Annotated in this window: 17 protein-coding genes; 4 read left to right on the forward strand and 13 right to left on the reverse strand. The window is 62.0% G+C overall.

Annotated features, from left to right (window positions below; all coding sequences use genetic code 11):
* Positions 1-136: 136 nt before the first annotated feature.
* Entirely contained in the window at positions 137-799 is a 663-nt protein-coding gene (locus HEQ60_RS03715) for an isoprenoid biosynthesis protein ElbB (RefSeq protein ID WP_168069575.1), read from the reverse strand.
* Positions 800-900: 101 nt separating this feature from the next.
* Here HEQ60_RS03715 and HEQ60_RS03720 point away from each other — a divergent pair, with 101 nt between their 5' ends.
* The gene (locus HEQ60_RS03720; protein ID WP_168069577.1) at positions 901-2,391 is read left to right on the forward strand and encodes a carboxypeptidase M32; all 1,491 of its coding nucleotides are present in this window, start codon (positions 901-903) and stop codon (positions 2,389-2,391) included.
* Here the strand turns inward: HEQ60_RS03720 and HEQ60_RS03725 are convergent.
* The 11 genes from HEQ60_RS03725 to gloB all read right to left on the reverse strand — a co-directional run bounded on the left by HEQ60_RS03725 (position 2,379) and on the right by gloB (position 16,497).
* Entirely contained in the window at positions 2,379-3,218 is an 840-nt protein-coding gene (locus HEQ60_RS03725; RefSeq protein WP_168069579.1) for a hypothetical protein, read from the reverse strand. The two genes, HEQ60_RS03720 and HEQ60_RS03725, sit on opposite strands and share 13 nt — an antisense overlap.
* A 21-nt stretch (positions 3,219-3,239) precedes the next feature.
* A complete protein-coding gene (gene mutL / locus HEQ60_RS03730) occupies positions 3,240-5,099 on the reverse strand; it encodes a DNA mismatch repair endonuclease MutL (RefSeq protein WP_168069581.1) in 1,860 nt (619 codons plus the stop codon).
* A complete protein-coding gene (gene pgi / locus HEQ60_RS03735; RefSeq protein WP_168069583.1) occupies positions 5,096-6,742 on the reverse strand; it encodes a glucose-6-phosphate isomerase in 1,647 nt (548 codons plus the stop codon). Before pgi ends, mutL begins: the two co-directional genes overlap by 4 nt.
* Before the next feature lie 135 nt (positions 6,743-6,877).
* A complete protein-coding gene (locus HEQ60_RS03740; RefSeq protein ID WP_168069585.1) occupies positions 6,878-8,257 on the reverse strand; it encodes a M16 family metallopeptidase in 1,380 nt (459 codons plus the stop codon).
* The gene (locus tag HEQ60_RS03745; protein ID WP_168069587.1) at positions 8,254-9,663 is read right to left on the reverse strand and encodes a M16 family metallopeptidase; all 1,410 of its coding nucleotides are present in this window, start codon (positions 9,661-9,663) and stop codon (positions 8,254-8,256) included. Before HEQ60_RS03745 ends, HEQ60_RS03740 begins: the two co-directional genes overlap by 4 nt.
* A 208-nt stretch (positions 9,664-9,871) precedes the next feature.
* Complete coding sequence (locus tag HEQ60_RS03750; RefSeq protein ID WP_168069589.1) at positions 9,872-10,429, reverse strand: DUF3035 domain-containing protein; 558 nt, start codon at positions 10,427-10,429, stop codon at positions 9,872-9,874.
* A gap of 37 nt (positions 10,430-10,466) precedes the next feature.
* Positions 10,467-10,964, reverse strand: coding sequence for a signal peptidase II (lspA, locus tag HEQ60_RS03755; RefSeq protein WP_168069591.1), 498 nt, complete (start codon positions 10,962-10,964; stop codon positions 10,467-10,469).
* Positions 10,964-13,774 carry an isoleucine--tRNA ligase gene (gene ileS / locus HEQ60_RS03760; protein WP_168069593.1) on the reverse strand — a complete coding sequence of 937 codons (2,811 nt, stop codon included), beginning with the start codon at positions 13,772-13,774 and terminating at the stop codon, positions 10,964-10,966. The genes lspA and ileS overlap by 1 nt, the downstream gene beginning before the upstream one ends.
* Positions 13,775-13,815: 41 nt before the next feature.
* On the reverse strand, positions 13,816-14,775 hold the full coding sequence (locus HEQ60_RS03765; RefSeq protein WP_168069595.1) for a bifunctional riboflavin kinase/FAD synthetase: 960 nt from the start codon (positions 14,773-14,775) through the stop codon (positions 13,816-13,818).
* A 124-nt stretch (positions 14,776-14,899) separates the two neighbouring features.
* A complete protein-coding gene (locus tag HEQ60_RS03770) occupies positions 14,900-15,592 on the reverse strand; it encodes a trimeric intracellular cation channel family protein (protein WP_168069597.1) in 693 nt (230 codons plus the stop codon).
* A 110-nt stretch (positions 15,593-15,702) separates the two neighbouring features.
* The gene (gene gloB / locus HEQ60_RS03775) at positions 15,703-16,497 is read right to left on the reverse strand and encodes a hydroxyacylglutathione hydrolase (RefSeq protein ID WP_168069599.1); all 795 of its coding nucleotides are present in this window, start codon (positions 16,495-16,497) and stop codon (positions 15,703-15,705) included.
* A gap of 179 nt (positions 16,498-16,676) precedes the next feature.
* Between gloB and HEQ60_RS03780 the strand changes: the two genes are divergently transcribed.
* Both HEQ60_RS03780 and HEQ60_RS03785 read left to right on the forward strand, forming a co-directional pair.
* Complete coding sequence (locus tag HEQ60_RS03780) at positions 16,677-17,453, forward strand: class I SAM-dependent methyltransferase (protein WP_168069602.1); 777 nt, start codon at positions 16,677-16,679, stop codon at positions 17,451-17,453.
* A gap of 135 nt (positions 17,454-17,588) precedes the next feature.
* Complete coding sequence (locus HEQ60_RS03785; RefSeq protein ID WP_168069604.1) at positions 17,589-18,476, forward strand: chorismate mutase; 888 nt, start codon at positions 17,589-17,591, stop codon at positions 18,474-18,476.
* On the opposite strand, the gene HEQ60_RS03790 is transcribed toward HEQ60_RS03785, so the two are convergent.
* Positions 18,473-18,715 (reverse strand): hypothetical protein, encoded by a 243-nt coding sequence (locus HEQ60_RS03790; RefSeq protein WP_168069606.1) that lies wholly within the window; start codon positions 18,713-18,715, stop codon positions 18,473-18,475. The genes HEQ60_RS03785 and HEQ60_RS03790 overlap by 4 nt on opposite strands.
* Between HEQ60_RS03790 and HEQ60_RS03795 the strand changes: the two genes are divergently transcribed.
* On the forward strand, positions 18,714-19,598 hold the full coding sequence (locus HEQ60_RS03795) for a prephenate/arogenate dehydrogenase family protein (protein ID WP_209315385.1): 885 nt from the start codon (positions 18,714-18,716) through the stop codon (positions 19,596-19,598). The two genes, HEQ60_RS03790 and HEQ60_RS03795, sit on opposite strands and share 2 nt — an antisense overlap.
* Positions 19,599-19,787 lie beyond the last annotated feature (189 nt).

Consider the following 19,787-nt stretch of genomic DNA (forward strand, 5'->3'; position numbering starts at 1 on the left):
CCTTTTTATTTTCTGTTCCGGGGCAACCGGAGAGCACAACCATTATGCGTTAATATGCCGCATATATACGCGGAAGGGGCAGTTCACCAGCAACGCGCCACAAATGCAAGATGTTTTGTCCACCGTATCCTGTTTCTCAGGCCTCGACCTTGTCATGAGCAGGAGAGACCATTTTCAGCAAGGCCTGCACCACATTATCGACTGCGTTACCAACCCGCTCGACCGTAGCTTCAAACATGTCATCCGGCGTCGTCACCACACGGTTTCCGGGATCCAGGGCAATAACATCCACCTTTACAGGGTTTTCTGTATCCTCCTGCCTCTGCTCAACAGCATTGCTCTCGACAACCGCCAAGTCCACACCCTGTCCCAGAATCCTTGACAGGACAGCCGGAGGCATACACAGCGCCCCGATGGGCAGGCCAGCAGCATGCGCATCACGGATACAACGCCCTACATCAGGGTCAACCGGGATATCAGCTCCCTGGGTGGAAAAAGTGGGCAAATCAGTTACTACACCGAAAACACCAGGGAACATAACCGCATCATAGTCAGCAGCCTGGAATTCGGACAGCGACGTGACCGAACCCCGGGCAATGCGGGCAGATTCCATCTGGACGCTACGCCCCACGACCGGCACGGCCCTCTCCTCTTCCGTTTCTTTCACATCGGGGGCAAAGCAACGAGGGATGGCACCATGGCGGACGAGGGTCAGAAGGGTCAGCACCGGCTCGTGGGTTCCAACCCCGTCACGCACACCACAACCGGACAGGACAACCGCAACACGGGGGGCAGACATACCATGAAATCCTTTTCTGCGTGGGGTTCTCAAGACGGGGGAAGCAGACTACCCTGTGGACACGAATGTTTCCACCCTTGCCGAACAGGATACCCGCCACAATGACCCGGGCCATGGATGCCTATCATTCCCTGGAAAAACAGTTTGCCCGCCTTGCCGCCCTGCAGGAAGCCGAAGGGCTTCTGCACTGGGATTCATCGGTCATGATGCCCGAGGGGGGCGGGGCAGACCGTGGCGAACAGCTGGCAACTCTGGCCGCCCTGGCGCACGACCTGATCACCGCTCCGCATGTAGGGGATCTGATCGAACAGGCGGACGGGGCCGATCTGGACCCGTGGCAGGCCGCAAATCTGAAAGAAATGCGCCGGACCCGGGCGCATGCCACCGCGGTCCCCGGTGATCTGGTCGAAGCCACCAGCCGTGCCGTTTCATCCTGCGAGGGAATCTGGCGCCAGGCACGGGCAAAGTCTGATTTTGCCGCGGTTCGCCCGGCACTGGAACAGGTGGTGGCCCTGACCCGGCACAGCGCACAGGCCAAGGCCGAAGCCCTGGACTGCACCGTTTATGACGCCCTGCTTGACCAGTTTGAACCCGGCGGATCCTGCGCCGCAATCGACCCACTGTTTGCCGATCTTGAATCGTTCCTGCCTCCCTTCCTGGATGCGGTGCTGGACCATCAGGGAGACGTTGCGGATATCCCGCCCGGCCCCTATGACCAGACAGCCCAGGAAACACTGGGGCGCACGATCATGCAGGCCATGGGGTTTGATTTCCAGCACGGACGGCTGGACGTATCGGCGCATCCCTTCTGTGGTGGAACGCCGGGGGATGTGCGCATTACTACCCGTTATGACACCGGGGACTATTCCAGCGCCCTGATGGGCGTGATCCATGAAACCGGGCACGGTCTGTATGAACGGGGCCTGCCGTCAGCATGGCGGCGGCAGCCGGTGGGGCTGGCCCGTGGCATGAGTGTGCACGAGAGCCAGTCGCTGCTGATGGAAATGCAGGCCGGACGATCGCGGGATTTTTTCAGTTTCCTCGGCCCGCTGGTGCGTGAACGCTTTGGCGTCAACGGCGATGACTGGACGGACGAGGCCCAGCACCGCCGCGCCATCCGGGTCAGGCGCGGGCATATCCGGGTCAATGCCGACGAAGTGACCTATCCGCTGCACGTTATCCTGCGCTATCGCCTGGAACGGGCGATGGTGGAAGGCACACTGGAGGTTGCCGAGCTGCCCGGCGCGTGGAACGAAGGGTTCGAACGTCTTCTGGGCATTCCGGTTCCTGACCACTGCCACGGGGTAATGCAGGACGTCCACTGGTTTGACGGGCTGATCGGTTACTTCCCGACCTATACCCTGGGGGCCATGACCGCCGCCCAGCTTTATGCTGCCGCCGTTTTGCACAACCCGGACATTCCCCGCTCCCTTGCGGAGGGGGACTTTGCGCCACTGCTGGCCTGGCTGCGCCCGAACGTGCACGAGAAGGCATCCAGCCTGTCCACCCGCGAACTGCTGGTCCAGGCAACCGGGAAACCGCTGGATGCCGGCGTATTCAAGGCCCACCTGACCCGGCGCTATCTGGTCTGAACCGAGGCTGCAACCCCGCTGTCCTGCACAGGGGGCGGGGGTGCGGCATCAACACGGCCGATACACACCTGATGCACCACATCGTGGCGGCGGCTTTCTTCCGGGGCCGGGGCAATGGTCCACGGCCATGTGCGTTGACACATGGCCTCCGGCAAGACAACGCCCGACAGCAGGGGGGAGCGGGTCAGATCCTCTCCGCTGGTAACAGAACGCAGGATCCGGGTATGATCAGTCAGCAGGACCGCCGGGCCACCCTGATGCCGGGACAGGGCATCGACATGGGCCTGCTTCAGCGCGCATTCCCAACGGGCCAGGGCATCGGGGGTCCACAATCCGGTGGCAAAGGCATGCCCGGCCAGACGAAAAGACAGCTGGCTGAGAATATTGGCGCTGATGACCGCATCGGCCTGCGGCAACACCGGAACCGGAACCGGCAGCTCCTGTCCGGACTGGACGGCACCCCAGTGCGCCATCACCCCGGTCAGGTCAGTCTCGACCAGCTCCACCCCGGGCAGGCTGGCACAGCGTCGCCGCACGACAGGCATGTGGAACAGGTCCACCAGGACAACCCGGTCAAAACGCCGGCACAGCTCATCAAGCGGAATATCCAGCAGCAGGCCGGACCCCAGGACGGCCACACGGCCTCCGCCAGTCGGCGATCCCAGAAGATCCAGCATGCCGGCGCGGGCCTGCTGCAGGTGGGGTTCCCACGCGGCACGGCAGCGACGGTACCGGCTTTCCAGGGCCAGAAGGTCATACAGAACGCCCATCGCCTTCAGCGGCGGCGGACAGCGGATCAGGGCATGACGCAGGGCTTCCAGCAGCATCGGGCATCCTCCCCTTTTCCCCTAGCGGCGGCCAAACAGCTTTTCAATATCGCGCAGTTTCAATTCCACATAGGTCGGACGGCCGTGGTTGCATTGCCCGGAATGGGGGGTCTGCTCCATCTGCCGCAGCAAGGCATTCATTTCCTCGGCCCGCAGGGCACGCCCGGCCCGGACACTGCCGTGGCAGGCCATGGTCCCGCAGACATGGGCCAGACGCTCCTTCAGGGCTAGAGCCTCGCCCAGATCAGCCAGGTCGTCAGCCAGATCCCGCACCAGCCCCTGCACATCCGTATCCCCCAGCATAGCCGGGATTTCACGCACCACCACGGCGCCGGACCCGAAGGGTTCCAGCACCAGACCAAGCTCACGCAGTTCGTCGGCCCGGGCACACAGGCGGGTAGCCGATGCCTCGTCCAGATCCACCACTTCGGGGATCAGCAGCATCTGGCGACGAACCCCTTCCCGGTCCAGAACCTGCTTCATGCGTTCATAGACCAGGCGTTCATGGGCGGCATGCTGATCCACAATCACCAGGCCATCGGCGGTCTGGGCAACAATATAGGTGTTGTGCACCTGCCCGCGTGCCACGCCCAGCGGACAAGAGACCGCCACAGTCTCATCGCCGGGGTCGGATACCGGAACCGGCCGGGCCGATGGCCTGTCATCCAGGTGCGGCAGCCCGACACTATCGGCCATACCCGGCAGCGCTGCCGGAGCCTGTGCCGCCAGGGACAGGCCGGACAAGGCGGGATCAGGCGGCATCGCCCGGGCTGACACCACCGAACGCCCGGGCAGGAAAGAAGACGGATGATGCCCCCCTGCCGAAGGCCGGGTCATGGCGGCCAGGGCCTGCTCCGCCACCGTGGTGGAGGCCCGGTGGCCGGCACCGTTCAGGGCATGGCGGATGGCCCCGACAATCAACCCGCGCACCAGCGCCGGATCACGGAACCGCACCTCTGCCTTGGCCGGATGGACGTTGACGTCTACGTCTTCCGCCGGAAGATCCAGATACAGGGCCAGGACCGGGTGCCGGTCGTGGGCCAGAAAATCCCGGTAGGCGCCACGCACCGCGCCAGACAACAAACGATCCCGCACCGGGCGCCCGTTGACGAACATATACTGGTACGTTGCATTGCCACGATTGAAGGTCGGCAAGCCGACATATCCGCCAAGGCGGACCCCTTCCCGCACCGCCTGTACCGGCAGAGCGTTGTCGGCAAAATCCTGCCCCAACACAGCGGCCAGCCGTTTGAGGCGGTCAGCTTCCGGATCCAGGCCAGCCCCGGCATGCAGCCGCAGAACCGTGCGCCCGTCGCCGGTCAGGGAAAACGCAATACCGGGATGGGCCATGGCCAAACGCTGGATCACGTCCTGGGCATGCAGGAATTCCGTGCGGGGCGCTTTCAAGAACTTCAGCCGTGCCGGAGTGGCATAGAACAGATCACGGACCTCCACCCGGGTGCCGGGGGGATGGGCAGCGGGCACCGGCTCGCCCTTGCAGCCGCCATCGACGGTCAGCGACCAGGCGCTGTCCTGGCCCGGCGGACGGCTGGTCAAGGTCAGGCGGGCCACAGACCCAACCGATGGCAGCGCTTCACCGCGAAAACCCAGGAAGGCAATGTCCAGCAGATCATCGCCGGGCAGCTTGGATGTGGCGTGACGCTCCACCGCCAGGGACAGTTCCTCCGGCATCATGCCGCGCCCGTCGTCCACCACGGCAATCACCGCCCGGCCGCCGTCGGTCATGGTCACATCAATCCGGCGCGCCCCGGCATCGATGGCGTTCTCCACCAGTTCCTTGACGGCAGAGGCCGGCCGTTCAACCACCTCGCCGGCTGCAATCCGGTTGACCAGGACCGATGGCAGAAGGCGGATACTCATGACGGGACGCGCCAGGCCTTGTAGCGGTTGATCAGGGCGTTGGTGGATGCATCGTGGCTGTCCACAGGACCGGCGCCAGCCAGTTCGGGCAGAATGGCACGGGCTAGTTCCTTGCCAAGCTCCACCCCCCACTGGTCAAAGCTGTTGACCCGCCACAACACGCCCTGGACAAACACCTTGTGCTCATAAAGGGCGATCAGCATCCCCAGGGTATACGGATCCAGGCGGCGCAGCAGGATCGAAGTGCTGGGGCGGTTGCCGGAAAACACACGGTGCGGGGCCAGAATGTCAATACCGGACGCCGACATGCCGCGGTCCTTCAGCTCCGCACGGACCTCCTCTTCCGTCTTGCCCCGCATCAAGGCCTCGGGCTGGGCGAAGAAATTGCTCAACAGCTTGGGGTGATGATCACCAACAGCATTGTGCGATGTGGCGACCGCAATAAAGTCGCACGGGATCAGCCAGCTGCCCTGGTGCAGCAACTGATAGAAGCTGTGCTGGCCATTGGTTCCGGCCTGCCCGAACACAATCGGGCCGGTGTGACGGTCCACCGGCATACCCTCCAGCGTAACGGTCTTGCCATTGGATTCCATGTCCAGCTGCTGCAGGTATGATGGCAAATGCTCCAGATACTGGTCATAGGGCAGCACCGCGTGTGCCGGGGCCCCGAACCACGACGTATACCACACCCCCAGAAGGCCCAGGATCACCGGCATGTTCCGTTCCAGCGGCGCGGTGCGAAAGTGGGTGTCCATGGCGGCTGCCCCGTCCAGCAACTGTTCGAAACGGTCAAACCCAACGGCAAGGGCCACCGGCAGGCCAATGGCGGACCACAGGGAGTAACGCCCGCCAACCCAGTCCCAGAACCCGAACATGTTGGCCGGGTTGATGCCAAAGGCACGCACAGCCTCTGTGTTGGTGGACACGGCCACAAAGTGGCGGTCCACCGCTGCTTCCCCCAGAACGGATACCAGCCAGGCCCGCGCCGTGTGGGCGTTGGTCAGCGTTTCTTCCGTCGTGAAGGTTTTGGAGGCCACCACAAACAGGGTTGTTTCCGGCCGGCAGCCCTTCAGCACACCCATCAGGTCGGTTGCATCGATATTGGATACAAAATGCACACTCAGGTCATCGCGCTGCCACGGAGAGAGGGCGCGTGTGACCATCCGGGGGCCAAGATCGGACCCGCCGATGCCGATGTTGACCACGCTTTCCACCGGCTGACCGGTGGCCCCGCGCCAGATCCCGTCACGCACGGCCCCCACAAACGTCTTCATCCGGGCCAGGACCCGGTTGACATCGGGCATCACATCATGACCGTCCACCAAAACCGGAACCGATGCCCGGTTGCGCAGGGCGGTGTGAAGGACGGGGCGCCCTTCGGTGTGATTGATGCACGCACCGGAAAACATCTGGTCACGCGCTGCCTCCAGCCGGCGTTCGCGCGCCAGGTCAAACAACAGCCCCAAGGTCTGGTCGGTGATGTAATTCCGTGAATAGTCAAGCAACAAACCGTCAAGCTCCAGGCTGTAGCGGGCGGCCCGGCCCGGATCTGTGTCGAACAGCGACCGCAGGTGCAGGTCGGCCCATGATGCAGCATGCGCCCCAAGGGCATCGCGGGAAACGGTCTGGAGAAGGACGGACATGACAGCTCCGGAAGAACAGGATAACAGAACGGCGGGCGCATAATACGCCGGAATAACCGCCCTGTCTTGTCTGCCGCACCGGTGCAAAACGGAAACCGGACCTGCTGTTTCTGCAGGTCCGGTTCCGGGAACGTATCAGGGCGCGGGGGTTGACTCCACCCCTTGTGGACGCCCGGCAATCACAAACGTCAGACGCTTTTCATCCAGCATCCGACGTGCAACGCGCTTGACATCTTCCCTGGTTACAGCCTGCAGACGGGCATCCCGCACATTGAAGTCTTCCGGCGACCGGTCATAGGCCTGCCAGTAATACAGACGCTGTGCAATGTCACCGGTTGATGTCATCCCCAACGGCCAAGAGCCAGTCAGATTGACCTTGGCCGCATCCAGCTCGTCCTCGGTCACACCATCCTCGACCATCCTGCGCCACTCCGCACGCACAAGGTCCATGGCCTCGGCAACTTTGTCCCCCGATGTGGCAAAATGCCCGGACAGGAAAGACGCCTTGTCCAACGCCCGCAAGGACGTGCTGATACCGTATACCAAGCCGCGCTTCTCACGGACTTCATTCATCAGGCGGGACGCGAACATTCCCCCACCCAAAACATAATCCATCACCATCGCGGCATAGATATCCGGATCGCGCACATCGATACCCAGATCGTTGAACAGGACCACAGACTGGGGAACATCCATATCCACCGCTGTGACGCGTCCATCCAGGGCCGGAACAACAGGGGGAATGGCTGGCGCCGTTCCGGTTGCCGGCAACGATCCAAAGGTCTGGTCCAGCAAGGCCTCCAGCTGTAACGGCGTCAGATCCCCGACCACACTAATTTTCAAACGATCACGGGTCATGCTGCTCTTCATATGAGCCCGCAAGTCCTTCACCCGCATGGAACGGATGGATTCTGGCGTCCCTTCCAAAGGACGGACATAGGGATGATCACCAAACAGCAGGCCTGTCATGGTCCGTCCGGCAACCTCGCCAGGATCTTCAAGCTTCATGGACAGGGATACGGTGTATTCCTGACGCAGGCGATCCAGGGGCGCCTTGTCAAAGCGCGGCGCGGTAAGCGTAAGGCGCAACAGGTCAAAGGCCTCGTCCAACGTGCCCGTTGTGGTGCGCAGAAAGCCGGTTGTTGCGTCCAAGCTGCTGCCATAGGACAGATTGATGGCCTGGGTTTCCAGCACCCTGCGGAAGGCCTGGCTGTCGAGCTTGCCGGCCCCCTCTCCCAGCATGGCGGCGGTCATATAGGCGCGGCCTTCCTTGCCGACCGGATCGGTTGCCGCGCCGCCCGCAAAACCGAAAGCCATGGAGACAACAGGCAGGCTGTGATCCTCGACCAGCCAGGCCGTAATACCGCCAGGGCTGACCACCGGCTGCACGGTAAAGGCCCGTGCCGGAACGGCAACAGCCAGCAGGAAAAGAAGAACCAGGCCGGCCAGACCGTGCGAACGGACAATTCCCATCACAAAAGCTCCCTTGTGCAAAACACCAGCATAACCACTCATGACTTGCCTCCGGGCTTCAGGACAGCCGTCACAGCAGCCTGGTCACGCAACCATGTACGGGCAGCCGTCATCACATCATCACGACCAACCCCGGCAATCTGCTGGGGCCATGTTTCCACAGACTCCAAGGATTCACCGACACTCAAGGCCATACCAATGCGATAAGCGGGTCCCTGCAGGCTGTCACGGGCATAGATAGCTCCGGCCTGCATGCGGGTCTTGACATCTTCAACCTCGGCCACGGTCAGACCATCGCGCAGCAGCCCCTGGACCACGTCATCAACCGCCTTTTCCAGATCGGCCACAGAGACACCCGGGCGCGGGATAGCATAAAGGTCAAACACACCATCATCCACGGCCAGCGGGCTATAGGATGCACCGGCATCAACAGCCAGATTGCGTTTGATCACCAGATCCCGATACAGCCGTCCAAGCTGGCCGCCGCCCAGAATGTCCGACAGGACCGAAAGGGCCAGTGTGTCCTGGCGCGCCGGGGCCGTGTTGATACCCGGCACCCTGTAGCGGCGTCCCCAGCGCAGCTGGGTCACATTGGGGTGGGCCATATCAACCCGCACAACAGCATCGGGAGGCGGTTGACGGTTGCGCAGACGCTGCACGCCCGGCCCACGGGACAGGGGCCCGTAATAGGTATCGGCCAGATTGCGCACCTGGTCCACGGTCACATCACCACTGATGACAAGGATCGCATTATCGGGCGCATACCACTTCTTGTAAAAGTCCAGCGCATTCTGACGCGTCAGCGCCGACAGCTCATCCATCCATCCAACAATCGGATTGCGGTAGGGGTGATTGACCCACAGGGCCATGGATGCCCGTTCATACAGCTGGGCGTCAGGCTCGTTCTCTGTACGCATCAGACGTTCCTGGATCACCACATCCCGTTCGGTCAGGAATTCCTTTTCGTCAAAGGCCAGATTGCGCATGCGGTCAGCCTCCAGCTTCATCACCAGAGGCAGGCGGTCAACAGCAATATTCTGGAAGTAAGCCGTATAGTCAGAGCTGGTAAAAGCATTTTCCCGGCCGCCATTGCGGGCAACAAGCGCTGAAAACTCGCCGGGTTTCAGAGTATCGGTGCCCTTGAACATCATATGTTCAAGAAGATGGGCCAAACCGGACTGACCTGGTGGTTCATCGGCCGCACCAACCTTGTACCACACCATGTGCGACACGACCGGCATCCGGTGATTTTCCACCACCACCACCTGCAGGCCATTGTCCAGCGTAAAGGTGGATGCGTTATAGACCTTCGGGGCCTCAATCCCGATACGGGATGCTTGGATCTGGGTCTGCAGGGCTGTTTGTGCCCGAACACTTCCGGACGGCAGGACCAGAACAGCCACAGCTGCCACAACAAGGCCTTGTAAAAACAGTTTGCTCAGGACCATACGGTCAACTCCTTGACTCTGGCCGCCCCACCCCTGTGCGACCGGATTGGCGAACATGGAATCAGACAAGACATTCCGGCAGAACTATGTCACAGGAACACAAGATGCACAGATTTTCCCTTTGCCGGTCAGGCCATATGCAATGCGGCGACCGGAACAGACCGGCCGCCGCACACAAAATCCCACCACGGACCCGGACCGGATACTCCTAGAGGAGCCCCTCCAGCAGGGCACGCTGGCGCCGTTCAATCTTCGGGGTATCCCCCTCGGTCACCGCCTTGCCCAGCGCCTGGTTCTGACGCAGCCGCTTTGCTTCAGCCGCAGCATCAACCATGGTGCCGGTTGGCTCTGGATCGCGCCAGAAAACCAGACGGTCGGTAAAGGTCTTTTCCTCACGCGCAAAGACGGATGTCTCGCGGTCTACAATCGAACGAATGCCGGGAACAGACTGGTCCACCCCCGCCAGCTTGAGCAAGGCGCCTTCCCCACGGGTCGTCGCAACCCGGCGTGCTTGGGCGCGACCACCAAAGACAGCATCACGGGCTTGGTCCGACGTTGATATCTCCTGGGGACGGGGGGCACCCTGTTCGGGTGGACGCAGCCTGAAGTCAGGCGGAACGGTCAGGGGTGCGCGCGACACCACGGCAAATTCATCGGGCGACCGTTTGTCAAGGCCAAGAGCCCGGCGGGTCTCGCCACCACAACCGGACAAACCGCCGCCGGCAAGAGCCACAATACAAAGGGACAGGGAAAGCCGACGCAACATCACTTAAACCTCCGGGTTTTACGTTTCTGGTTGTACGTCAGCTTTCGCGTCGAAACAAGCTGTCTGCAACAAGCAGCGCCGCCCCGACGGAAATCCACGTATCGGCAAGATTGAACGCCCAAAAATGCCAGCCCAGAACATGAAAGTCCAAAAAATCAGCCACAGCACCCCAGCGTACGCGGTCAATCGCGTTGCCAAGGGCACCGCCGGTCATCAGCGCCAGTGCACAGGCCAGAAGCCAATGGGAGGCCCGCAGCATCCATGCACCCAGCACCCCGGCCAGCAGGACAGCCATGACCAGAAGCGGCCACGGCTCAAGACCACTGTCGCCAAGAAGCCCGAAACTGACGCCGCGGTTCCAGGCCATGACAAGGTTGAGGAACGGCAGCACCTCGACCGACATCGGAAGCCCGCCCGAGAACGCCACTACCCACGCCTTGCTGGCCTGATCCAGCACCAGGCACAGGGACACCAGCACAAACCAGCGCCAGGCGCCAGGCCGGGCAAAAGGGACGTGGGACGGGGTTTCAGGCATCAGGCGGGTTCCGTCCGGGCCAGAACATCATCACAACGCTGGCACACCCCTTCACGAGGGTGGGAACCAACATCGGGCAGAACCTTCCAGCACCGCTGGCACTTCTCCCCGGTTGCTGTTTCGATGACCACACCCACACCCGGAACCTCGGGCAGCGTATAGGCCGCGTCGGGAACCGGACTGGATGACAGGGTCAGGGCCGAAGTGATGCAAATATCGTGCATCGGATAGGCCCGGATACCATCCTGCACCTCTGCCGGTGCATACACCACCGCATGGGCCTGCAGGGACGCCCCGATGACCTTGGCATTGCGGGCCTGTTCCAGCGCCCCCAGAACCACACGGCGAACCCGTGCCACGGCAGCCCAGCGCGCGGCCAGGACATCATCGCGCCAGTGTCCGGGCACCGCCTCAAACCCGGTCAGGTGAACCGAGCTGTCGTCGCCCGGATGACGGCACAGCCACGCTTCCTCGGCCGTGAAGCACAGGACCGGCGCCATCCAGCGCACCAGGGTGTTGAACAAACGGTCAATCACCGTACGACAGGCCCGACGCTCCGGATCCTGTGGATGGCCGCAGTACAGAAGATCCTTGCGGATATCAAAATAGAACGCGGACAGATCGTTTGTGCAGAACGCCGTCAATTCGGCAAACAGGGTCTGGAATTCGTAATCGTCACAGCAGCGGCGAACGATGGCATCCATCTCGGTCAGGCGATGCAGGACCCAGCGCTCCAGCTCGGGCATGGAGCCTTCATCGGTCACGGCCTCGGCTGCAGAGAAACCATCCAGCGCCCCCAGCATATAGCGCAGGGTATTGCGCAGGCGGCGATAGCTTTCCGCCGTCTGCTTCAGGATCTCCGACCCCAGACGCTGGTCGTTCATGTAATCGGTGGACGCAACCCACAAACGCAGGATATCGGCCCCGTATTCCTTCACCACATCCTGTGGCGCCACCGTGTTGCCAATCGATTTCGACATCTTGCGGCCCTGCCCGTCCAGGGTAAAGCCATGCGTCAGCACCGCCTTGTAGGGCGCCCGGCCACGGGTTCCGCAACTTTGCAGCAGGGATGACTGGAACCAGCCACGATGCTGGTCCGACCCTTCCAGGTACAGGTCTGCCGGCCACGCGCTTCCATCCCGGTCCTCCAGGACAAAGGCATGCGTGCAGCCGGAATCAAACCAGACATCCAGCACGTCGCGCACCTGTTCATAGTCTTTCAGGTCATAGGCATCACCCAGGAAATCCTGCGGGTTGTCCTCGAACCAGGCATCGGCGCCACGCTCGGCCACGGCAGCAACGATACGGTCCATCACCGCCGGATCACGCAGGGGCTCCCCTGTATGGCGGTTGACAAACACCGTGACCGGGCTGCCCCAGCTGCGCTGGCGGGACACGCACCAATCCGGACGCTGCTCCACCATCGACCGCAGACGGTTGCGCCCCATGGCCGGCACAAAGCGGGTGGCATCAATAGCAGCCAGAGCCTTGTCACGCAGGCCGGTCTTGTCCATGGAAATGAACCACTGCGACGTGGCGCGATAGATCAACGGTGCCTTGGACCGCCACGAATGGGGGTAGGAATGCACCAGCTTGCCATGCGCCACCAGCTTGCCGGCAGCCGTCAGGGCATCAACCATCACCGGCGCGATCTTGTAGATATGCTGCCCGGCAAACAGGGGAATGGTATCGGCGTAAGCCCCGCCATCCAGAACCATGTCCGGCGGATGAATTCCCTTGGACCGGCACAGGTAGAAATCGTCTTCGCCATGGCCGGGGGCCTGGTGGACAATCCCGGTTCCCTGATCGGCGGTCACAAAGTCACCAATCATCACCGGCACGTCAAAGTCATACCCCTGCCCCCGCAGCGGATGGGCGCACAGCACACCGTCAAGGTCGGCCCCGCCCAGGGTGGCCTCGCAGACAGCCTCGAAATGCCCGGATTCCATTACCGAAGACGCCAGGGATGTGGACAGGACCAGCCGGTCCCCGACCGACACCAGGGCACCATCCGTAACGGATGTCACACGGTACACGCCGTATTCCAGATCCGCCCCGCAGGCCAGCGCACGGTTGCCGGGAATGGTCCAGGGGGTTGTGGTCCAGATGACAATATCAGCCCCCTGCAAGGCCGGCACGCGGGCCGACACCACCGGGAAGCGGACCCAGATGGTGGTGGAGGTGTGGTCCTTGTATTCAACCTCGGCCTCAGCCAAGGCGGTCTTCTCGACGACAGACCACAGCACCGGACGGGCACCGCGGTACAGGCTACCATCCAGCAGGAATTTGCCCAGTTCGGCGACGATGCGGGCCTCGGCAGTATAAGCCATGGTGGTATAGGGGTTTTCCCAATCGCCACCGATACCCAGACGGCGGAATTCCTCGCGCTGGATACCGATCCAGCGCTCGGCAAAGGCGCGACACTCACGCCGGAACTCCACCACCGGCACATCGTCCTTGTTCTGGCCGCGGGAGCGATACTCTTCCTCGATCTTCCATTCAATCGGCAGGCCGTGACAGTCCCACCCCGGAACATAGTCCACGTCAAAGCCCATCATCTGCCGCGAGCGGACCACCACATCCTTCAGGATCTTGTTCAGGGCGTGTCCGATGTGCAGGTGGCCGTTGGCATACGGAGGGCCATCATGCAGGACAAACGACGGGCGCCCGCGGGCCTGTTCCCGCTGGCGGGCATACAGCCCCATCCGGTTCCAGCGTTCCAGGTGGCCGGGTTCCTGCGCAGGCAGGCCAGCCCGCATGGGAAAGGACGTGCGGGGCAGAAAAACAGAGTTCTTGTAATCGGTGGTCATGGTGCAATCCGGTATTCGGCAAACAAGGTACAGCAACAGGGTCAGTCGATGTGGTTTACGGCACCACGGGCCAGAATAATTCGCGCGGCATCGATGTCGGCGGCAATACGAGCCTTCAGGGCATCGGGACCGGAAAAAGCCTGCTCCGGACGGATGCGCCCCAGGAGCTGCACCCTCAGGCGCTGGCCGTACAGATCCCTGTTCATATCCAGCAGGTGAACCTCCAGAACATCATCGGTCATGCCAAAGGTCGGACGGGTTCCGTAATTGGCAACGCCGTCATACCAGCGGGTTTCCCCGTCGTGGTCAAGGCCCGCGCGCACGGCATACACCCCCCGGGCCGGACGGGTGCGGGCACCGGGATCGACATTGGCGGTCGGAAAACCCAGGACACGGCCACGGGCCTGACCCCGGCACACCCGCCCCTCCAGCTCCCATGGGCGCCCGAGAAAAGCAGCGGCTCCCTCGACATCGCCGGCCGACAGGGCCTCGCGCACAGCTGTAGAGGAGCAGATCGTCCCGTTGGGCATACAGACCGGAGCCACACTGGTCACGGAAAAACCACGACTGGACGCCAAGGTGCGCAGCAGGGTGACATCGCCCGCACGCCCCTTGCCAAAGGCGTAATCATCCCCCACCACAACGCCGGATACACCCAGGTCGCGCACCAGGACCGTATCCACAAAATCCTCCGCCTTCAATCCGGCCAGGGCCTGACCAAAGCGCAACACGCACAGAAGGTCAACCCCGGTTTCCCCGATCAGGCGTACTTTCTGGCGCAGGGAACTGAGGGCAAAGGGCGGCAGATCAGGCCGGAAATGGCGACGCGGATGCGGATCAAAGGTCATGACGGCTACCGCACGACCCATAGAACGGGCCTGGTCCAGGGCCGCACCGATCACGGCACGGTGGCCTCTGTGCACACCGTCAAAGTTGCCAAGGGCAATGACCATGCCGCGCATGGGCGGCGGTACTTCGTGACAGTGTCGTATCAGACGCATGGGGTCATCGGGATCCGGGCGACAACAGGGGAATCAGGAATGCCGCCCAGAGGTATTCCATCCGCGCCGCAATGGCAACTGTTGCCTTGCCCGGACACAGAATCCTGTACGCAAAAAGCCGTGATCAGCCACGATCCACACCTTCCCCCGGCCGGGGCGGAGGTTCGGGGTGAACGTATTTGGGCAGGGTCCAGCCATACTGGATCGCCCCCGCCCGCAAGGCAAGGGCCACAAAGAACCCGGCAAGAGCGCGGGCTTCCACCGGGATATCAAACCCGGCAGACACCACAAAGGCCAACGAGCCTGCCAGGGCAGCAGTAGCATAGATCTCCGGATTGAACAGAAGGGACCGTTCCCCGCAGATAATATCACGCATCAGGCCACCAAAGGCTGCGGTCATCATACCCATGGTCACACACACTACCGGCGCGGCATTGAACAGTTCGGCCTTGAAGGCCCCGATGACGGAATACAGGGCCAGACCAACAGCATCGGCCCACAACAGGGCCCGATAGCGGGAATCCAGGAACCTGGCCATCCAGTAGGTCATGCCGGCAGCCACAATGCAGACGACCAGATACCCCGGGCTGCTGACCCAGAATACAGGCTGCACACCCAAAGCAAGGTCACGCAGGGTTCCCCCGCCGATGCCGGTCACGGTACCCACCAGGATAAAGCCCAGAAGATCCATTTCACGCCGTGCCGCAACCAGGGCACCGGTAATGGCAAAAACAGCAACAGCGGCCAAATCCACAATGCCAAGGGCATCCAGCAGGACAGCCTCCCGGACCGGATAGGGTACGGCGTGCGAATACATGGTGCAGTGTTCTCCCCAGTCTCCGGCGGGCCGGGCGCCGCTGCGGGCCACGGGGCACGGACATAATGCACCTGCACACTATACGAACCCGTTGTATTCCGGCAATCGTTTCAGAAGGTATCCTTGCGCTGACGCAGCGCTGCAAACACCGCAACAGGGTCAGCACCGGCCTCCAGCCCCACAGCCCGGGCCAGGGCCGGTACATCGGCCCGCAGGAAGGGGTTGGTTGCCTTTTCCTGCCCCAATACCCCGGGAACCGTCGGACATCCATAGGCCATGCAAGCCTCGAGAACGGATTCCCGCTCTTTAAGGGCCGTGTTTTCAGGGTCTACGGCCACCGCAAAACGCCGGTTCATGGCCGTATATTCGTGCGCACAGTATACCCGGGTTTCATCCGGCAAAGCCCGTAGACGCACCAGGGATGACCAGAACTGTTCCGGCGTGCCCTCAAACATCCGCCCGCAGCCCAGCAGGAACAAGGTATCGCCGCAGAACAGGGCACGCGCACCGGCAAAATAAAAGGCAATATGCCCGCTGGTATGCCCGGGTACGGCCATGACCTGTGCCCGGGCCTGGCCCACGGATACCGAATCCCCGTCCGTAACGGCCAGGTCAATACCGGGAATCCGCCCGGAGTCGGCAGGATTGGCGACAACCTTGCATCCTGTGGCCTGGCGCAGGGCCGGAATTCCGCCGATATGGTCGTGGTGATGGTGGGTGACCAGAACCAAGGACAAGGACCACCCGTGCCGGGCACATACCGACAGGACAGGATCAGCCTCGGCAGGGTCCACAACCGCTGTCGTTCCCGTTGCCCGACAGTGAAGCAACCATACATAGTTATCCTGAAGCACAGGGATTCGCACGATCTCCAATGCGTCCGCCTGCAAACCTTCTGGTGTCATCGTTTCTGCCTCCTGGATGCGGCGCCAGTGAATCCCCCCTGATCTCCCCGAAAGCAAGGGCTTTTTTGCTGCTGGCATACCCCGGGCCGTTTACGCGGTACGAACCGTCCTGTCTGTGCTATACTTGCCCGGCAATCGCGGGGCAACACGTGATGCAAACCGGGCGTGGGTGGGTGCACATGTACCTTGATGTGGCAGATCTGCATACCTTTTACGCCAGTCCCCTGGGACAAGTGGCGGGGATGCTGCTGCGCCGTCGCCTGCGGGAACTGTGGCCCGATGTGCGTGGCTGCCGGATTCTGGGCATGGGCTTTACCACGCCGCTCCTGGGACCCTTCACGGATGAGGCCGAGCGGGTTGTTGCCGCCATGCCGGGCCCCCAGGGGGTCATGGAATGGCCGGGACACGGGGGAAACCGTGTCATCCTGACCGAAGATACCAGCCTGCCCTTTCCCGATTGCCTGTTCGACCGGGTCATTGTCTGCCACGCGATCGAACATACCGACCAAACCCGGGCCTTGATGCGGGAACTGTGGCGGGTTATGGCTGACAATGGGCGGATCGCCGTTATTACACCCAACCGCCAAGGCATATGGGCCCGCATGGATCGAACACCATTCGGGGCCGGACGCCCCTGCTCGGCGGGGCAGTTGTCCCGCTTGCTGGACGATGCCCTGTTCACCTCCCTTGGCACATCACCTGCCCTGTTCTTTCCTCCGGTTGGATCGCGGATCCCCACAGCTTGGGCGCAGGGTGTCGAGAATATAGGGGAACACTGGTTCCCGCAGTTCTCCGGGGTCCTGGTAGCCGAAGCCAGCAAAAAGATCTACGCCACCCCGCGTCAGGAACACGCCGCCGGTCAACGGGTCGGACTGGGGGTACCGGACCGCCTGAACCTAGGACAACGCAGCAAATCCGGCGTGTTCTTTGGCAGAGCAGGGCGTGAAACCGGGTAACCCGGCCACCTGCCCGGCGCCGAATTCTTGCGTCATGGTTGATAGGTAAGCAGGCTTTCCATATGTTTTCTTTGCCTTCTGCAAGGGATCCGGCTACTACCATCAACTGTACATTCAAACCAGGGAATTGACGGCATGCCGGAGAGCAACACCACCTTGGCCCTGCCAACACTGGGCGCGCTGCGCGAGCGTATCGACGCGATTGATAACCAGGTCTTGGATCTTGTGCTGGAACGCAGCCACATTGTCTCCACCGTCGGGGATGTCAAGCGTGCCGCCGGTGAAAGCGTGGGAATTTTCCTGCGTCCGGGCCGGGAAATGCAGATTCTGCGACGGCTGGTCAAAAGAGCCGAAGGTGCCAAATTCCGTCGGTCCGTTATCGTCCGCATCTGGCGGGAACTGTTCGCGGCCATGGTTGCTCTGGAAGGTTCCCTGTCGATGGCCGTTTTCACGCCGGTTCGTGGTTCAGGTTATCTGGAGCTGGGGCGTGACTCCTATGGGACATATACCCGCACCATCCCGTCGCAGAGTGCGGGCAGTGTGGTACGCATGGTTGCCGACGGCGATGTCGTAGTTGGCATTGTGCCCCTGCCGGGTCCGGATGACCGCGAACGCTGGTGGCCCCATCTCCTGTCCGACCAGCCGGATACCCCATCCATTGTTGCCCGCGTTCCCTTTGCCGGTCCGGGCACCGGGCGCGGAGATGGACTGGAAGGGCTGGTTATCTGCCGCCTGCCCCAGGAAAACACGGGGGATGACCGCACCTATGTCACCCTTGAGACCGACGACAGCCTGAGCCGCTCGGGCGTGGGGGAACTGGTTGCCCAAGTGGGACTGACCGTGGTGGAGGTCCCTGATTCCATTGACGCGGGCCCGGATACACGCATCCATCTTGTGGAACTTGAAGGCTGCATTCTTGCCGACGACCCGCGCCTGCAGAGTGTGCTGACCCTTCCACAGGTCCGCAAGTTCCGCGTTGTGGGCGGTTATGCCGTTCCCTTTCCGCCCGGGTATCTTGACTAACGGGTGAAAGGCAGTTCCCCTCGTACCGGAGGATATAGCTCCGCGCACCCGCGTGTACGAGGGGAGAAACGCTGCTTCCTGCCAAGCCACTGTTGCAGGGGCGCCGCTGGTCTTCTGGCCTTCATGACGGTTCCGGGCATTGCCATAGCAATCAGGAATCGGTATCCGGAACCAGAAGAAGGCGCTACGGTGCCACTGCCTGTTGCCCCCTGTTCCCAAGGATTGCCATTGCCTGACATGCCATCGCCCCTGTTCTCCCGCCTGTGCCTGATCGGGATTGGCCTGATCGGCTCGTCCCTTGCCCGTGCTGTCAAAGCCAAATCCCTGGCCAGGCATATCGCCTGCTTCTCTGCCCCCGATGGCAGCATGGAAACAGCCCTGCGGCTTGGTATTGTGGACAGCATCCACGATACGGCTGTTCAGGCCGCAGAAGGCGCAGACCTGGTTGTGCTGGCTGTCCCTGCTGGCGTTATGGGTGACCTGGCACGCACCCTTGTCCCTGCCCTGGCGCCGGGCTGCATTCTCAGCGATGTTGGCTCCGTCAAACAGGGGATGGTCAGTACCATTGCTCCTCTGCTGCCTGCCGGTGTGCATCTGGTCCCCGGGCACCCCATCGCCGGAACAGAACACTCCGGGCCAGAGGCCGGCTTTGCCGAGCTGTTCCAGGATCGCTGGTGTATCCTCACCCCCCCGGCAGAAACCGATCCAGAGGCAATACGGAAAGTACGCACACTGTGGGAAAGCATCGGATCAAGGGTAGATGTGATGGATGCGCACCATCATGATCAGGTGCTGGCCATTACATCCCACCTGCCCCACCTGATTGCCTATACCATCGTGGGCACGGCCGATGACCTGCAAGATGACCTGAAGCGGGAGGTGATCCAGTATTCGGCATCCGGCTTTCGTGACTTCACCCGTATTGCCGCATCAGACCCAACCATGTGGCGGGATATATTCCTGGAGAACAGAACCGCTGTTCTGGAAACGTTGCAGCGCTTTACCGAAGACTTGACCGCCATGCAGCGTGCGATCCGGCGCGGCGATGGTGAAGCCTTGCACAGCCTTTTTACGCGCACGCGCGCGATACGGCGCAGCATTATCGATGCCCGGCAGGCATGACAGAATGCAGGGAAGCCCCCCGACGGTAACGCGGGGGCTTCTTTGTACAGGGTGTGACCAACTACACACTTCGTATGCTGTGGAAGAATTCGTCGACGCGGTTTTTGAGCATTTCGGATTGTCTTGAGAGTTCACCGGCGGCGGCGAGGACCTGGCTGGCGTTGTCTCCGGTTTCGCGGGCGCCGTTTG

Origin of the sequence: Haematospirillum sp. H1815 (genome assembly GCF_012102705.1) — a bacterium.
Classification (GTDB): Bacteria; Pseudomonadota; Alphaproteobacteria; order Rhodospirillales; family Rhodospirillaceae; genus Haematospirillum.

Bases quoted from the DNA above. Each gene is read 5' to 3' on its own strand.
- HEQ60_RS03715 (WP_168069575.1), bottom strand. From the start codon at position 799: ATGTCTGCCCCCCGTGTTGCGGTTGTCCTGTCCGGTTGTGGTGTGCGT.
- HEQ60_RS03720 (WP_168069577.1), top strand. From the start codon at position 901: ATGACCCGGGCCATGGATGCCTATCATTCCCTGGAAAAACAGTTTGCC.
- HEQ60_RS03725 (WP_168069579.1), bottom strand. From the start codon at position 3,218: ATGCTGCTGGAAGCCCTGCGTCATGCCCTGATCCGCTGTCCGCCGCCG.
- mutL (WP_168069581.1), bottom strand. From the start codon at position 5,099: ATGAGTATCCGCCTTCTGCCATCGGTCCTGGTCAACCGGATTGCAGCC.
- pgi (WP_168069583.1), bottom strand. From the start codon at position 6,742: ATGTCCGTCCTTCTCCAGACCGTTTCCCGCGATGCCCTTGGGGCGCAT.
- HEQ60_RS03740 (WP_168069585.1), bottom strand. From the start codon at position 8,257: ATGAGTGGTTATGCTGGTGTTTTGCACAAGGGAGCTTTTGTGATGGGA.
- HEQ60_RS03745 (WP_168069587.1), bottom strand. From the start codon at position 9,663: ATGGTCCTGAGCAAACTGTTTTTACAAGGCCTTGTTGTGGCAGCTGTG.
- HEQ60_RS03750 (WP_168069589.1), bottom strand. From the start codon at position 10,429: ATGTTGCGTCGGCTTTCCCTGTCCCTTTGTATTGTGGCTCTTGCCGGC.
- lspA (WP_168069591.1), bottom strand. From the start codon at position 10,964: ATGCCTGAAACCCCGTCCCACGTCCCTTTTGCCCGGCCTGGCGCCTGG.
- ileS (WP_168069593.1), bottom strand. From the start codon at position 13,774: ATGACCACCGATTACAAGAACTCTGTTTTTCTGCCCCGCACGTCCTTT.
- HEQ60_RS03765 (WP_168069595.1), bottom strand. From the start codon at position 14,775: ATGCGTCTGATACGACACTGTCACGAAGTACCGCCGCCCATGCGCGGC.
- HEQ60_RS03770 (WP_168069597.1), bottom strand. From the start codon at position 15,592: ATGTATTCGCACGCCGTACCCTATCCGGTCCGGGAGGCTGTCCTGCTG.
- gloB (WP_168069599.1), bottom strand. From the start codon at position 16,497: ATGACACCAGAAGGTTTGCAGGCGGACGCATTGGAGATCGTGCGAATC.
- HEQ60_RS03780 (WP_168069602.1), top strand. From the start codon at position 16,677: ATGTACCTTGATGTGGCAGATCTGCATACCTTTTACGCCAGTCCCCTG.
- HEQ60_RS03785 (WP_168069604.1), top strand. From the start codon at position 17,589: ATGCCGGAGAGCAACACCACCTTGGCCCTGCCAACACTGGGCGCGCTG.
- HEQ60_RS03795 (WP_209315385.1), top strand. From the start codon at position 18,714: ATGCCATCGCCCCTGTTCTCCCGCCTGTGCCTGATCGGGATTGGCCTG.
- HEQ60_RS03790 (WP_168069606.1), bottom strand. From the start codon at position 18,715: ATGTCAGGCAATGGCAATCCTTGGGAACAGGGGGCAACAGGCAGTGGC.